The sequence below is a fragment of the Mycoplana sp. ABR4_002 genome, from assembly GCF_056159645.1.
In genome coordinates this window covers 1,427,467-1,442,571 of sequence record NZ_JBSWVO010000001.1, presented here as the reverse complement: position 1 = coordinate 1,442,571, position 15,105 = coordinate 1,427,467, and the positions used below count along the sequence as shown (strand labels likewise).

General features: G+C 65.8%; 12 protein-coding genes. 7 read left to right on the top strand and 5 right to left on the bottom strand.

All coding sequences use genetic code 11. The features are described 5' to 3' along the window. The first annotated feature begins 238 nt into the window (after window positions 1–238). Window positions 239–1,345, top strand: a complete 1,107-nt coding sequence (locus tag ACXAGF_RS06880) for a TRAP transporter substrate-binding protein (protein WP_475015521.1) — start codon at window positions 239–241, stop codon at window positions 1,343–1,345. A gap of 121 nt (window positions 1,346–1,466) precedes the next feature. Here the strand turns inward: ACXAGF_RS06880 and ACXAGF_RS06875 are convergent, their stop codons facing one another. Beyond that, window positions 1,467–2,237, bottom strand: a complete 771-nt coding sequence (locus ACXAGF_RS06875) for an adenylate/guanylate cyclase domain-containing protein (protein WP_475015520.1) — start codon at window positions 2,235–2,237, stop codon at window positions 1,467–1,469. A gap of 207 nt (window positions 2,238–2,444) precedes the next feature. On the opposite strand from ACXAGF_RS06875, the gene ACXAGF_RS06870 reads away from it, so the two are divergent. Continuing rightward, entirely contained in the window at window positions 2,445–2,858 is a 414-nt protein-coding gene (locus tag ACXAGF_RS06870; RefSeq protein ID WP_475015518.1) for a cupin domain-containing protein, read from the top strand. Between the two features lie 63 nt (window positions 2,859–2,921). Here ACXAGF_RS06870 and ACXAGF_RS06865 read toward each other — a convergent pair whose 3' ends face one another. Together ACXAGF_RS06865 and ACXAGF_RS06860 are read right to left on the bottom strand one after the other, a co-directional pair. Beyond that, complete coding sequence (locus tag ACXAGF_RS06865; protein ID WP_475015517.1) at window positions 2,922–4,769, bottom strand: TRAP transporter large permease; 1,848 nt, start codon at window positions 4,767–4,769, stop codon at window positions 2,922–2,924. Beyond that, window positions 4,766–5,344: a TRAP transporter small permease subunit gene (locus tag ACXAGF_RS06860; protein WP_475015515.1), complete on the bottom strand. Its 579-nt coding sequence runs from the start codon at window positions 5,342–5,344 to the stop codon at window positions 4,766–4,768. Before ACXAGF_RS06860 ends, ACXAGF_RS06865 begins: the two co-directional genes overlap by 4 nt. 249 nt (window positions 5,345–5,593) lie before the next feature. On the opposite strand from ACXAGF_RS06860, the gene ACXAGF_RS06855 reads away from it, so the two are divergent. Continuing rightward, a complete protein-coding gene (locus ACXAGF_RS06855) occupies window positions 5,594–6,520 on the top strand; it encodes a Gfo/Idh/MocA family protein (RefSeq protein WP_475015513.1) in 927 nt (308 codons plus the stop codon). 220 nt (window positions 6,521–6,740) lie between these two features. After that, on the top strand, window positions 6,741–8,096 hold the full coding sequence (locus tag ACXAGF_RS06850) for a metal-dependent hydrolase family protein (protein WP_475019231.1): 1,356 nt from the start codon (window positions 6,741–6,743) through the stop codon (window positions 8,094–8,096). A gap of 62 nt (window positions 8,097–8,158) precedes the next feature. Here ACXAGF_RS06850 and ACXAGF_RS06845 read toward each other — a convergent pair whose 3' ends face one another. Then, window positions 8,159–8,608 (bottom strand): DNA polymerase III subunit chi, encoded by a 450-nt coding sequence (locus ACXAGF_RS06845; RefSeq protein ID WP_475015511.1) that lies wholly within the window; start codon window positions 8,606–8,608, stop codon window positions 8,159–8,161. A 5-nt stretch (window positions 8,609–8,613) separates the two neighbouring features. Further along, window positions 8,614–10,101, bottom strand: a complete 1,488-nt coding sequence (locus ACXAGF_RS06840; protein WP_475015509.1) for a leucyl aminopeptidase — start codon at window positions 10,099–10,101, stop codon at window positions 8,614–8,616. Window positions 10,102–10,406: 305 nt separating this feature from the next. On the opposite strand from ACXAGF_RS06840, the gene lptF reads away from it, so the two are divergent. From lptF to ACXAGF_RS06825, 3 genes are read left to right on the top strand one after another with little or no spacing between them, the layout of a single operon-like run. Beyond that, a complete protein-coding gene (gene lptF, locus ACXAGF_RS06835) occupies window positions 10,407–11,594 on the top strand; it encodes an LPS export ABC transporter permease LptF (RefSeq protein ID WP_475015508.1) in 1,188 nt (395 codons plus the stop codon). Then, window positions 11,591–12,670, top strand: coding sequence for an LPS export ABC transporter permease LptG (lptG, locus tag ACXAGF_RS06830; protein WP_475015507.1), 1,080 nt, complete (start codon window positions 11,591–11,593; stop codon window positions 12,668–12,670). The genes lptF and lptG overlap by 4 nt, the downstream gene beginning before the upstream one ends. Beyond that, a complete protein-coding gene (locus ACXAGF_RS06825) occupies window positions 12,670–15,015 on the top strand; it encodes an LPS-assembly protein LptD (RefSeq protein ID WP_475015506.1) in 2,346 nt (781 codons plus the stop codon). The genes lptG and ACXAGF_RS06825 overlap by 1 nt, the downstream gene beginning before the upstream one ends. Window positions 15,016–15,105 lie beyond the last annotated feature (90 nt).

Genomic DNA, 15,105 nt, shown 5'->3' with positions numbered 1-15,105 from the left:
TGACCGCGTGGCCAGAGCCCCCGTCACGACGCTTGCAATCGCTCCACCTTTGCAGCGGCAGAAGCAAGAAACGCACAAAAAACAGGCAGATAGGCCTTTGTTAGGGATTAGACCAAAGTCGCATTCGGCGACATCCCGTTAAATCGCCGTCCGCGCTTGAAACCCCTCCGGTGACATGGTTAGTTTCGCCGTGACCGAAAGGCGGACCAGCCGTCCGCGTCCAATGGGAGGAATAGAATTGGATCGTCGCTCATTCATGAAGAAGGCCGGGGTTGCCGGCGCTGGCGTCGCGGCTTCGGCCGTACTCGCCGCCCCCGCGATTGCCCAGAGCAATCCGAAGATCAACTGGCGACTCGCCTCGTCGTTTCCGAAATCGCTCGACACGATCTATGGCGGCGGTGAGGTTCTGGCCAAATACGTCTCCGACGCAACCGATGGCAATTTCCAGATCCAGGTCTTTGCGGCCGGCGAAATCGTTCCGGGCCTGCAGGCGGCCGACGCGGCTGCCGCCGGTACGGTCGAGGCCTGCCATACCGTCTCCTACTATTACTGGGGCAAGGACCCGACCTGGGCCCTCGGCGCAGCCGTTCCCTTCGCGCTCAACGCGCGCGGCATGAACGCCTGGCACTACCACGGCGGCGGCATCGAGATGTTCAACGAGTTCCTGGCGACCCAGGGCCTCGTCGGCTTCCCCAACGGCAACACCGGCGTGCAGATGGGCGGCTGGTTCCGCAAGGAAATCAAGTCCGTCGCCGACCTCCAGGGCCTGAAGATCCGCATCGGAGGCTTCGCCGGCAAGATCGTCGAACGGCTCGGCGCGGTGCCGCAGCAGATCGCTGGCGGCGACATCTACCCGTCACTGGAAAAGGGCACCATCGACGCCGCCGAGTGGGTCGGCCCCTATGACGACGAAAAGCTCGGCTTCTACAAGGTCGCCCCCTACTACTACTACCCCGGCTGGTGGGAAGGCGGCCCGACCGTGCACGCCATGTTCAACAAGGCGGCATTCGACGGCCTGCCGGCGAACTACCAGTCGCTGCTGCGCACCGCCTGCCAGGCGGCGGACGCGAACATGCTGCAGAAGTACGACTGGCTGAACCCGCCGGCGATCAAGCGTCTGGTCGCGGCCGGCGCCAAGCTCAGCCCGTTCAGCCCGGAGATCCTCGCAGCCTGCTTCGAAAAGGCGAACGAGGTCTACGCGGAGATGGAAGCCGAGAACGAGAACTTCAAGAAGATCTGGGAGTCGATCAAGGCATTCCGCGGCGAGTACTACCTCAACGCGCAGATCGCCGAGTACAACTACGACACCTTCATGATGATCCAGCAGCGGGGCGGCAAGCTCTAAGCGGCGGTATTCTACTGATGCAGAACCCCGGGGCCCTCCCCGGGGTTTTTCGTTTCCGGCGGCTTCGCCCTGACGTGGTTCGAAAACGCCGGCAGGCGGACGCGGCGTCAGCTTTCCGGCGTCAGCTCGACAGCACCCGGACCTGCACCGGCTGCTCGATCCCTTTGAGGGTCAAGGTGCGCCGCGGCGCCGCCTTGACGGCATCGGGCGCCAGGGCGGCGGTTGCGCCCGACAACAGGATCTCGCCCGCAGCGGCCTGTCCCTGAAGTCTCGCCGCCAGGTTCACCGCCCCTCCGATTGCGGTGAAATCGCTGCGGAAGCTGGAAAATTCGCCGATTTCAACCTCGCCGCTGTGGATCCCAACGCCGACGCCAAGCCGCTGGCCGGGCAGCCCCTCGATGTCCTGCCCCCGTTCGCCCAGTGCCGCGGCGCAGCGCGCCTGCAGGTCGAGTGCCGCCCGGATGGCGGCGGTGGCATGGTCAGGGATGCCGATAGGGAAGTTGAAGATCGCCATCAGACCGTCGCCCATCTGCTTGTTGACGATGCCGTCATGCGCCCAGATCGCCTGCGCGCAGCGATCCTGAAACAGGCTAACGATCCCGCCCAGCCGAAATGCCCCGATCCGCTCCGACAGCGCGGTATAGCCGCGGATGTCGGCGAACAGGATGGTCGCCGAGGCGGTGATGTGGCGCTGCTTCTTGACGTATTGGAAGGAGCGCTCGCAGAGCGTGCAGATGTTCGGGTTCATCTTGCTGCGGGTGATGCCGAAGGCCCGCAGCGGCAGCGCAAGCGGACCGCGGATCGGGATCGGCACGCGCATCTGGTCCCAGCATCCCCTGCAGATGGTGGCGCCGCCTCGGGCGCCCGGCCCGACGGAAAAGGCAGTGGTCATGTCCCGCATCGCTCCGGCTGGGACGGCGAGAGGGCCGCGCGTCACGTTCCGATATTTCCTGACATTTGGCAACTCGCGGCCCAGGGACCATCAGCGCCAACGGCCCGACCTGCGCGCCTGCAGGCGCCTGGCCGCCGCCCCGGCGTCGAGACCACCGGCACCGGTCATGCTAGGGTCCGGACGGTGAACGCTCGACAGGAGGACAGGATGGCGAGCCAGAACAATACGATCGTGCTCGGCCCGGACGATGGCCGGCGCTACGACATGGGTTCGATCCAGGCCGTCTTCAAGGCGGACGGCGCGGAGACCGGGGACCGGTTCTCGATCTCAGAATGGTGGCTGGAGGCACGCCACGAGGGCCCCGGCGCGCACAAGCACGACGCCAACGACGAAATCTTCTACGTGCTGGAGGGCATCGCCAGCATCCTGATCGGAGACCGCTGGCATCGGATGCCGAAGGGATCGTTGTGCGTCATTCCGCGCGGTACGGTGCATGACTTCCGCAACGAGAGCAGTGCCCGGATCGGGCTGCTCAACCTGTTCCTCCCCGGCCCGTTCGAGGAGATGATGCCGACGATCGTCGACTGGTACCGCGACAATCCGGCCCGGCGGCTGGAATAGAGGATTGCGCGGGCCCGGGCCTGCAAACGGAACGGGCGGCCCTGCGGCCGCCCGTTGCCTTCGTCAGTTGAACGACGGTGGCTGGCTGAGATCGTTCGCCGGCGCTTGCTCTTTGCCCGCCCCGCCGTTCTGCTCGAACGACGGTGGCTGGCTGAGGTCGTTCGCCGGCGGATGTCCGCCGGCACCGTCGGCCGGGGCCGCCGGCTGGTCCAGCGGGCTGGAGCCGGGAAGCTGCAGACCGCCCGGCAGGCCGAGGCCACCGCCGTTGTCGGGCAGCCCGAGGCCGCCGTTCTGACCGCCGAAGCCCGGCACCTCGATCTGGATGGTCGACGGGTCGACGCCCGAGCCCGAGCCCTTGTAGTGCAGCACCATCTGCGGGAACATCAGCGTCAGCGCCACCATGATGATCTGGATGCCGACGAAGGGCACCGCCCCCCAGTAGATCTGGCCGGTGGTGACCGGCGCGGTCATCTTGCCCGTGACCTTGTCGAGGTACGGCACCTTGGCCGCGACCGAGCGCAGGTAGAACAGCGCGAAGCCGAAGGGCGGATGCATGAAGCTGGTCTGCATGTTGATGCCGAGCAGCACACCGAACCAGATCAGGTCGATGCCGAGCTTGTCGGCCGCCGGCGCTAGGAGCGGCACGATGATGAAGGCGAGCTCGAAGAAGTCGAGGAAGAACGCCAGGAAGAAGACCAGCAGGTTGACCGCGATCAGGAAGCCCAGCTCGCCGCCCGGCAGCGAGACGAGCAGGTGCTCGACCCAGAGATGGCCATTGACGCCGTAGAAGGTGAGCGAGAACACCCGGGCCCCGATCAGGATGAACATCACGAAGGCGGACAGCCTTGTCGTGGCGGCCAGCGCCCCGCGCACCACGTCGAGGTTGAGGCGCCCCTTGGCGGCGGCCATGATCAGCGCACCGACCGCCCCCATGGCGCCGCCCTCCGTCGGCGTCGCGACGCCGAGGAAGATCGTGCCAAGCACGAGGAAGATCAGCGCCAGCGGCGGGATCAGCACGATGATGACCTGCTGCGCCAGCCGCGACATCGCGTTGATCTTCAGGGTCTTGTCGAGCAGTGCGACGACGTAGATGAAGATGATGCCGACCGCGGCGCCGAGGATGTCGGCGTTTCCGCCCTGCGTCGGCGCAAAATAGACGTGGGCGGCATAGGCGATGCCGACGGCGACGGCAAGCGCGACGAACAGCGAGGTGACGCCGGCACCGAGCGAGCGGGCCTCGAGCGGCAGCGCCGGCATCGCGTCCCGCTTGAGGAAGGTCATCAGCACGATGTAGCCCATGTACAGGCTGGTGAGCACAAGGCCCGGAATCAGCGCGCCGGCATACATGTCGCCGACCGATCGGCCGAGCTGGTCGGCGAGCACGATCAGCACCAGCGACGGCGGGATGATCTGCGCCAGCGTGCCGGAAGCGGCGATGACGCCCGACGCGATCGAGCGGTCATAGCCGTAGCGCAGCATGATCGGCAGCGAGATAAGGCCCATGGCGATCACCGAGGCGGCGACGACCCCGGTGGTAGCCGCAAGCAGCGCGCCGACGAAGATGACCGCGTAGGCGAGGCCGCCGCGCACCGGCCCGAACAGCTGGCCGATCGTGTCGAGCAGGTCCTCGGCCATGCCGGACTTCTCCAGCACGATGCCCATGAAGGTGAAGAACGGAATGGCGAGCAGCGTATCGTTCGACATCACCCCCCAGAGCCGTTCCGGCATCGCGTTGAGCAGCGGCCAGGACAGGTTGATGGTGTCCGAGAACGGCGCCAGTTCGACGCCGATGACAAAGAAGAGCAGCCCGTTCGCGGCGAGCGCGAAGGCCACGGGATAGCCGAGCAGCAGGAACACGATCAGCGAAACGAACATGATCGGCGCCAGGTTCTGCGCAATGAGTTCGATCATGGGCGGGTCTCCTCGGCAGGCGTTTCCATGTCGAGCGGCGCGTGCGTCGGCACATAGGGCGTCGGATCGTCCATGTCGCCGCGAATGATCGCCACCTTCTTGATGATTTCAGAGATCCCCTGGGCGGCCAGCAGCACAAAGCCGGCGAGCAGGATGGCCTTGGCCGGCCACAGGATCAGGCCGCCGGCGCTGGAGGACATCTCGCCGGAACGATAGGACATCAGCACGTAGGGCACGAGGAAGTAGTTCATCAGCAGCACGAACGGCATCAGGAAGAAGCAGTGGCCGAACAGGTCGATCCAGTGCTGGGTGCGGCGCGAGAACTTGCCGTAGACGATGTCGATTCGGATGTGATCGTTCTGCGCGAGCGTGTAGGCGGCTGCGAGCATGAAGGCCCCGCCGAACAGGTACCACTGCGCCTCGAGCCAGGCGTTCGAGGAAACGTTCAATGCCTTGCGCACCACCGCGTTTCCGGCGCTGACGAGCACGGCAAGCAGGATCAGCCAGGACACTGACTTGCCGATCCTTTCGGTAATTAGGTCGATTAATCGGCTGAGCCCAAGCAGCGTACCCATGCTATGCCTCCCCGCATTGGCGTGATTTTGGTGTTTGTGCCATGCACAGCCACAGTGCGCATTTCAAGTCCGGTTTCAAGCACGACGCCGGTTTTTCCCGGGCAGAGGCAGCGCATTAGACGAAAGGCGAATATGATCGCGGCGCAACGGCACAACGGCTGGGCAGGTCCCGGGAAACGTCGGCCTTGCCGCCGCCCTGCATTCTGCTAAAACGGCCTTCCAATCATCATACTATTCGAGCAAGAATCCATGTCCCCGATCCATCTCGCCATCGTCGGCGTCGGCAAGATCGCCCGCGACCAGCACCTGCCCTCGATCGCCCAGAACCCCGATTTCAAGCTCGTCGCCGCCGCCAGCCGGCACGGCACCGTCGACGGCATCGACAATTTCAAGTCGATCGAGGAGATGCTGGACCACACGCCGCAGATCGAGGCCGTTGCGCTGTGCATGCCGCCGCAGAACCGCCACGAGGCCGCACACAAGGCGCTGTCGGCCGGCAAGCACGTGTTCCTGGAAAAGCCGCCCGGCGCAACGCTGAGCGAGGTGGGCGACCTGCAGGCACTGGCCGAGGCAAAGGGACTGTCGCTGTTCGCCAGCTGGCACTCGCGCTATGCGCCGGCGGTCGAGGCGGCGAAGGCCTTCCTCGCCGCGACCACCATCCGCTCGATGCAGGTGGTCTGGAAAGAAGACGTGCGCCACTGGCACCCGAACCAGGAATGGATCTGGCAGGCGGGCGGGCTGGGCGTGTTCGACCCCGGCATCAACGCCCTGTCGATCGTCACCCACATCCTGCCGCGGCCGGTGTTCATCACCGGGGCGACGCTGGAGTTCCCGGAGAACCGCGACGCGCCGATCGCCGCCGCCATCGACTTCACCGACGCCGGCGGGCTCAGGCTTGCGGCCGAATTCGACTGGCGCCAGACCGGCAAGCAGAGCTGGGACATCATCGCCGACACCGACGCCGGCCGGATGGAGCTGTCTGAGGGCGGGGCGAAGCTTTCGGTCGATGGCGTGCTGAAGCACGCGGCGCCCGAGCAGGAATACCCGATGCTCTACCGACGCTTCGCCGAAATCATCAAGGCCGGGCAGTCCGACGTCGATCTCGCACCGCTGCGCCACGTCGCCGACGCGTTCATGCTCGGCCGGCGCAAGTTCGTGGAAGCGTTCCACGACTGAGGGAGACGGTTGGCAGCTGACGGACCAGCGGCTGCGCTGCGCACGGATGGACGGGCGATGCGGGTGAAGTGACGCGCCGCGGGGTTGCCTTGACCCCGATCGCCTGGACGCTACAATTTTGTCTTGTGCCGCAACCGTCCGCTTCCACGGGAGGTCCACCGTGTCGCGCAAGTCTTTCGCGTTGCATTTTCTGGCCAGAACGATGCTCGGGGCACGGGCCCTGCCCCGCGCGGCCTGCGCGCTCCCGGGACGCCGACGAAGCGGATGCTGGCTTGCGACCGCTGTGGCGCTTGGCCTTTGCTCGCCGGTGCAGGCCGACGACGTCCTGTTCGAGGACGTGCGCATCTTCGACGGCAAGGGATCGGCCACCCTCTCTGCTCCGTCGAACGTGCTTGTTCGGGGCAATGTGATTGCCCGGATCTCCGAAGGGCCGCTCGAGGCCGAAGGCGCCCGACGCATTGCCGGCAACGGCCGCACGCTGATGCCGGGGCTGATCGATGCGCACTGGCACGCCATGCTGATCCGGGTCACGCCGGCCGAATCCCTTGGCGACGTCGGCTACAACAATCTGGTGGCCGGCGACGAAGCCAGGGACACGCTGCTGCGCGGCTTCACCACGGTTCGCGACGTGGGCGGCCCGGCATTCAGTCTCAAGCGGGCGATCGACGAGGGCATCGTCGACGGGCCGCGGATCTATCCGTCCGGCGCGGTGATCACCGTGACCAGCGGGCACGGCGACTTCCGCCAGCTGACCGACCTGCCGCGCAGGATCGGCGGCCCCCTGAGCCGCATGGAGCAGGTGGGCGGAAGCATGGTCGTGGACAGCCCGGACGAGGTGCGCACGCGCGTCCGCGAACAGTTCATGCAGGGAGCCACGCAGATCAAGGTGACAGCCGGCGGCGGCGTGTCGTCGCCGTTCAGCCCGCTCGACGTCACCACCTTCACCGAGGCCGAACTGCGGGCCGCAGTCGAGATCGCCGACAACTGGGGCAGCTATGTCGCCGCGCACGCCTTCACGTCCGACGCGATCCACAAGGCGGTCGCGGCCGGGGTGAAATGCATTGAACACGGCTTCCTGATGGACGAGGCAACCGCGAGACTGCTTGCCAACAAGGGCGTCTGGCTCAGCCTTCAGCCGCTGCCCGACCTGTTGAGACAGGGCTTTCGGGAAGGCACCGTCGAGCGGGCCAAGGCCGATTCGGTGTGGCCCGGCATCGCCAGGACCTATGAACTGGCGAGGAAATACAACATCAAGACGGCCTGGGGCACCGACGTCCTGTTCTCCCGCACCTTGGCGCAGCAGCAGGGCGCGATTCTAGCCTCGCTGACCCGCTGGTACACGCCTGCCGAAGCCCTCACCATGGCGACCGGGACCAATGCCGAACTGCTGGCGCTGTCAGGCCCGCGCAACCCCTACCCGGGCAGGCTCGGCGTGATCGAGGAAGGCGCCCTCGCAGACCTCCTGCTCGTCGATGGCGATCCGCTCGAAAACATCGCCCTGATCGCCGATCCGGCCAACAGCTTCAAGATCATCATGAAGGACGGCGTCATCTACAAGGATGCGCTGACGCCGTAGCCGCTAGCCGGCCGGGTGGCGCTTGCGCGTGGCGAGCCGCAGCCATCTATACGACCGCACGCCTACGCCTTCTTCACCCAGCGTCCGTCGTTGTTCTGCTGCCAGTAGGTCAGCTGGTGCCCCTCGCCCTTCAGTCGCTTCCAGTGACCGCGCGCGGCGTCGAGTTCGGCCTGGTCGTAGCCGTCGAACATGAAGATCACCCGGTCGTAGGAATCAAGCGCGGGCGGCTCGGCGCCGTCGACGAGAAAACGCACCGTGGCGGCGTTGGGATTGCCGGGACCGGCGGTCAGCAGCACCGGCTGGTCGGCCGCGTTCGGCTGCTCGTCGGTCCCGTGCGGCAGGAAGCTTTCGTCGCGAAAGGTCCACAGATGCGCGTCGAGCGCGTCGCGCCGCTCCACCCTGCCGGTCTGGACGACAACCCGCCAGCCGCGCTCGACGCTCTTGTCGACCAGCGGCGGCAGGGCGTCCTCCAGCTTCGATTCGGTCAGGTGATAGAACAGGATCTCGCTCAAGCCGGTCAGCTCTCGTAGTTCGTCCGCACCAGTTCGTCGAGCAGGCGCACGCCGTATCCCGAGCCCCAGGACGGGTTGATCTCGTCCGTCGGCGAACCCATGGCGGTGCCGGCGACGTCGAGGTGCGCCCACGGCGTGTCCTTGACGAATCGCTGCAGGAACTGCGCCGCCGTGATCGAGCCGGCATAGCGTCCGCCGGTGTTCTTCATGTCGGCGAACTTGCTGTCGATCATCTTGTCGTATTCCTTGCCGAGCGGCATGCGCCAGACGCGCTCGTTGGTGGCAAGGCCCGCGGCCGTCAGCCGGGCGGCCAGCGTGTCGTCATTGGTGAACAGGCCGGCGTGATGGCTGCCGAGCGCCACCAGCACGGCGCCCGTCAGCGTCGCAAGATCGACGATGAACTGCGGCTTGAAGCGGTCGTTGCAGTACCACAGCGCGTCGCAGAGGACGAGCCGGCCCTCGGCGTCGGTGTTGATGACCTCGATCGTCTGTCCGGACATGGAGGTGACGATGTCGCCCGGCCGCTGCGCGTTGCCGTCCGGCATGTTCTCGACCAGGCCGAGGATGCCGATGGCGTTGACCTTCGCCTTGCGCGCGGCAAGCACGTGCATCAGGCCGATCACGGCGGCGGCACCGCCCATGTCGCCCTTCATCTCCTCCATGCCGGCCGCGGGCTTGATCGAGATGCCGCCGCTGTCGAAGACGACGCCCTTGCCGACGAAGGCGATCGGGCGGTCCTTGGGCTTGCCGCCGTTCCACTGCATGATCGCCAGCCGCGGCGGCCGCTCGGACCCCTGCGCCACGCCCAGAAGTGCCGCCATGCCGAGCCGCTTCATCTCGCGCTCGGTCAAAATCTCGACCTCGACGCCGAGCTTTTCCAGCGCCTTGGCGCGTTCGGCGAATTCGACCGGGCCCAGTACGTTGGCCGGCTCGTTGACGAGGTCGCGCGCCAGCGTGACGCCGGCGGCGACTGCCTCGCTGTCGGCGAAGGCCTTCTTGGCGGCGGCAGCGGCGGCGGTGATGATCGTCACCTTGCTCGCCTTCTTGTTGGCGCGCGGCTCGTCTTCGTCCTTCTTCGTCTTGTAGCTGTCGAAGCGATAGGCGCCGAGCAGCATGCCGAGCGCGAAGTCGGCGGCGGCCTGGCCGCCGACCTCGATGCCGGGCACGTCGAGATAGACGGCCGCCGATTCGGCGTCGCGGAGCTTTGCCGCCGCCGTGCCGCCGGCCTTGAGCCAGTCGTGGGCGGCGATCTTGTCCTTGTCGCCAAGGCCGAGCAGCAGGATCCGGTCGAAGGGTGATTCGTGCGGCGCGACGATATCGAGGCTCTTCAGCGGCTTGCCCTTGAAGCGCCCGACCTCGGCGGCACGGGCGACGACGCCGGCCGGATCGACCTCGGCGGGCGCGCCGATGGCATCCGGCACCTGCAGAACCACGGCGACCCCGCCGGCCGGCTTCAGCGATTTAGCGAAATTGACGTCGAATTTCTGGGACATGGTCTACTCCGGGCGTTGCCGTGCCGGTTGCTGCGGCCGGCTGCATGAATTTCTGCAGTTGCAGGACTGACTGTCGGCAATTCCTTGTCGCTTTTGCGACGCTTGGCAAGATGCGACGGCATGTTTAGAAGTCTTCGGGCCGGTTTCTTCGCCGCAATTTTCCACCGCAGTGGCAGGCGAAAACGCTGGCGCGGGCGGCGGAAACCCCTATATGCGCTCGGGCAACGCCAGGCGAAACCACCTGCGGCCGCCGGCTGTGCCGGCGGGAAAGCCAACGGAAACGGGACTTCGGTTCGGAAACAGACATGAAGCTGATTGAACGCTACGTCCTGCGCCGGACATCGACGATGTTCCTCGCCACCCTCCTGCCGCTGCTCGGCATTGTCTGGACGACACAGGCGCTCACCAGCATCAATCTCGTGACGGACAGCGGCCAGTCGATGGTGGCGTTCCTCAAGCTCGCCACCCTGGTCCTGCCGTCGGTGATCCCGATCATCCTGCCATTTGCCTATGTGATCGGGGTCGCGCAGACGCTGACGGTGATGAACGCCGATTCGGAGCTGACCGTGCTGAGCGCCGCCGGCAGCTCGCGCATGATGATCATCAAGCCGGTGATGTATCTCGGGATCGCGCTGAGCGCGCTGTCCTTTACCGTCGACAATTTCGTCGAACCCTATTCGCGGACGGCGGTGCGCGAGATGATCGCCACCGCACATGCGGACCTGCTGTCCTCGGTGATCCAGGAGAACGCCTTCCGCAAGGTGACGGACGGGCTCTACGTCCAGGTGTCGCGCCGCAAGAGCGGCGGCGTGCTCGAGGGGCTGTTCGTCGCCGACACCCGCGACCCGAAGGTCGAGTACGTCTACTACGCCCGCGAGGGCGCCGTCGACGAGAAGACCTCGGCGCTGGTGATGAACGACGGGGAAGTGCACCGCAAGCTGCCGAACGGCGACGTCTCTGTGATCAAGTTCGATTCCTATGCCTTCGACCTCGCCGACCTGACCGAGCGCACCGGCGAGGCGACGCTGCGGGCAAAGGACCGCGACCTGCCGTTCCTGTTCAATCCGGACCCGAACGATTCGCAGGTCAAGCGCAACCCGCAGGCCTTCCGGGCGGAATTCCACCGCCGCTTCACCGAGTGGCTGCTGCCGGTGCTGTTCGGCCTCGTCGCCCTCGTCGTCAGCGTCGATGCGCGCTCGCATCGCCAGGCACGGGTGCATCCGATGATCACGGCGCTGCTCGTCGCCCTCGCCATCCGCTGGGCGGTGTTCTACGCGGGCAATGCCGCGGAACGCTCGCCCTACCTCATCCCGCTGATGTACCTCATTCCGGTCGCCGTCACCGCCCTCGCGCTGCGGCTGCTGATGCGGCACAAGAGCCTCGACCTTCCCGCGACCTGGCGCACGCGCCTGCTGGACCTGCGCGACAGCCTGCTGGCGCGCCTGAACCGGCGCGCCGACGCGACCTCCTCCGGCCACGGACCGCAGCCATGATCCCGACCCTCGGCTTCTATTTCTTCCGACGCTACGTCGTCACGACGATCTGGTTCCTGATCGGGATCTTCGCGCTCGTCTTCATCATCGACTTCAGCGAGACGTCCAGCCGCATGGGCGGGCTGCCGAACTACACCGTGACCAGCGGCATCCTGATGACGGCGCTGCGCATCCCGATGATCCTGATGCAGACGGTGCCGTTCGTCGCCCTCTTCGCCGGCATGGCGGCGCTGATCTCGCTGAACCGCCGCTATGAGCTGGTGGTGACGCGCGCCGCCGGCGTCTCGGTCTGGCAGTTCCTGCGCCCCTTCGCCGTCGGCGCATTCCTGTTCGGCGTGCTGGCTGTCGTCGTTTTGAACCCGATCTCCGCCTGGGGCACCCGCCAGGCGCAGGTGCTGGAGGCCGAGTGGGGATCGAGCCGCAAGTCCTCCGGCTCCGGCGTGCCGTGGATCCGACAGAAATATGGCGACGACGACGCCATCATCGGTGCGAAGGCGGTCGAGAACAACGGCACGCGGCTGCTCAACGTCAGCATCGTCCACTTCGACAAGGACGGCCGCATCACCTATCGCCAGGACGCCGAATCAGCGATCCTCGAAGATGGTTACTGGCTGCTTAACGACGTGCTGGAGACCCGCAACGGCGAGTTGCCAAAGCGCATGCCGACGGCCCAGCTTCGTACCAATCTGAGACAGGAATTCGTGCAGGAAAGCCTCGAAAAACCTGATTCCGTTTCGTTTTTCAGCCTTCCTCGGAAGATCGAGGCGGCAAAGTCGTTCGGTTTCGCCACCGAACCGCTCGAAACGCAGTACCATTCGCTGCTGTCGCTGCCGCTGCTTCTGGTTGCGATGACGCTGATCGCCGCCAGCGTGTCGCTGAAATTTAGCCGGTTCAATCAATCACGTGCGGTGATTCTGGGTGGCATCCTTTCGGGCTTCATGCTTTATGTGGTCACCGTGCTTGTAAAAGCATTCGGAAGCAGTGGAATTGTTCCTCCGTTCGTTGCGGCCTGGCTGCCAGTTGTTGTAGCTATGTCGCTCGGTGCGACGATCTTGCTGCACCAGGAGGACGGCTAGTGGCGGCAGGTAACCGCGGACAAAAGGGTTTGATCGCGACTGCGCTGCTTGCCGGTGTCGCCACGTGCGCGCTTGCGCCGATGGCATCGCTGCCGGCGCGGGCCCAGGCGGCGAACGACCTTGGCGTGGCGGCGCCGCAGGTCCCGGCGGACGCCAAGCTGATTCTGGCCGCCAACGAACTCGTCTACAACCAGGACACCGACAAGGTGACCGCGCGCGGCGCGGTGCAGATCAACTATGGCGGCTACCAGCTGGTCGCCCGGGAAGTCGTCTACGACCAGAAGACCGGCCAGTTGCACGCGGCCGGCGACATCGAATTCATCGAGCCGACCGGCAACCGCGTCTACGCCCAGGAACTGACGCTGTCGGACGACTTCGCCAACGGCTTTGCCAATGCCTTGCGCGTGGAGACGACCGACCTGACCAAGCTGTCGGCCGTCAGCGGCGAGCGCGTCAACGGCGAGGAACTGATCCTCAATCGCGGCGTCTACACTGCCTGCACGCCCTGCGCGACCAATCCGACGCATCGCTCGCTGTGGCAGATCAAGGCCGAGCGCATCGTCCAGAACGGCCGCACCCACACGGTTCGTCTCGAGCACGCGCGGTTCGAGATGTTCGGCAAGCCGATCGCCTATTTCCCGCGGCTGGAGGTCCCCGACCACACCGTCAAGCGCAAGACCGGCTTCCTGTTCCCGCAATTCAGCTACGCGCCGAAGCTGGGGCTCGGCGTCGGCGTTCCCTACTACTTCGCGATCGCCCCGGACATGGACGCAACCGTTACCGGCACCGGCTTTACCAAGCAGGGCTTCCTGCTCGAGGGCGAGTTCCGCAAGGCGTTCCACAACGGCATGGTCACGCTGCGCGCGGCCGGCATCGACCAGATGCAGCCCGAGGTCTTCACCGACGGCACGAGCGACCGCGAGGTCGACGGCCGCGGCCTGGTGGCGACGCAGGGCGAGTTCGAGATCAATCCGCGCTGGATCTTCGGCTGGGACGCGATGGTCCAGACCGACAACAACTTCGGCCGCACCTACGATCTCGACGACTTCGAAGACCGCATCGTCGAGAACCAGCTTTACTTGAACGGCCTCGGCCAGCGGAACTACTTCGACCTGCGCGGCTACTACTTCGACGTACAGGACGCCGACCCCGACGATGTGGCGGAGCGGCAGCAGGCCATTCCGCAGGTGTTCGACTACGAGTACTTCGCCCCGCAGCCCGTGCTCGGCGGCCAGCTCAGCGGCACCGTCAACCTCACCAATGTCGAGCGCAGCCTGCTCGACAGCTACAACGTCGGCAGTTCCTATCGCTTCCCCGGCCTCGAGGGCGGCACGACGCGACTGACGGCCGAACTGGAATGGAAGCGGCAGTACATCATGCCGGGCGGCCTGGTGGTCACGCCGCTGATGGCGGCGCGCGGCGATTCGCTGCGTCTCGACATGAGCGACCCCGGTCCCGACTATCGCGGCGATTTCGACACCGGCAGCAGCGCCAGCCGCTACATGCTCACCGCCGGTCTCGAAGCCCGCTATCCCATCCTGGTGACCACCGACAACAGCTCGCATGTTTTCGAACCGGTCGCCCAGGTCTATGCCCGCCCGGACGAACAGCTGGCCGGCGGCCTGCCGAACGAGGATGCGCAGAGCTTCGTCTTCGACGCGACCTCGCTTTTCGAGCGTGACAAGTTCTCCGGCTTCGACCGCATCGAGGGCGGAACCCGCGCCAATGTCGGCCTGCGCTACACCGGCACGTTCGACAACGGCTACACCTTGCGCAGCATCGTCGGCCAGTCCTACCAGCTGGCGGGGGACAACTCGTTCGCCTCCCCGGATCTAGTCAATGCAGGCGCCGATTCCGGCCTGCAGTACGACAGCTCCGACTACGTGACCATGGCCGGACTGGCGATGCCGATCGGCTGGGCCGTCTCCTACAGCGCGCGGCTGGACCGCAAGGATCTGTCGCTGCGGCGCACCGATGCCAGGGTCGGCTTCGAGAACTACCGTCTGCAGGCGGCCATGACCTATACCCGCATCGCCGCCCAGCCGCTCTACGGCTCCGACAGCGACAACGACGAGGTGCAGACGATCGCGGCGCTGAAGTTCCGCGACTACTGGTCGGTGTTCGGCTCGCTGACCTACGACATCAACAACAGCAATCTCGCGCGCAGCGGCGTCGGCCTGACCTATGACGACCGCGACACGATCTTTTCGATCGTTTACGAAAACAGGCGCGATACCGCCGCGACGATCGCCAACGACTGGTCGATCGGGGCACGGCTGAGCTTCCGTACGCTCGGCGACATCAATCTCGGCGACACCACCCTCGACGGCTTCGACGACTACTGAGCGATCCGCGCCGCGAGGCGGGCTTGTCATCGTTTGGCCGCATGCATTATGCAAATGGCCAAGGAAGGGGCGACTTGCGGCGGGGCACAA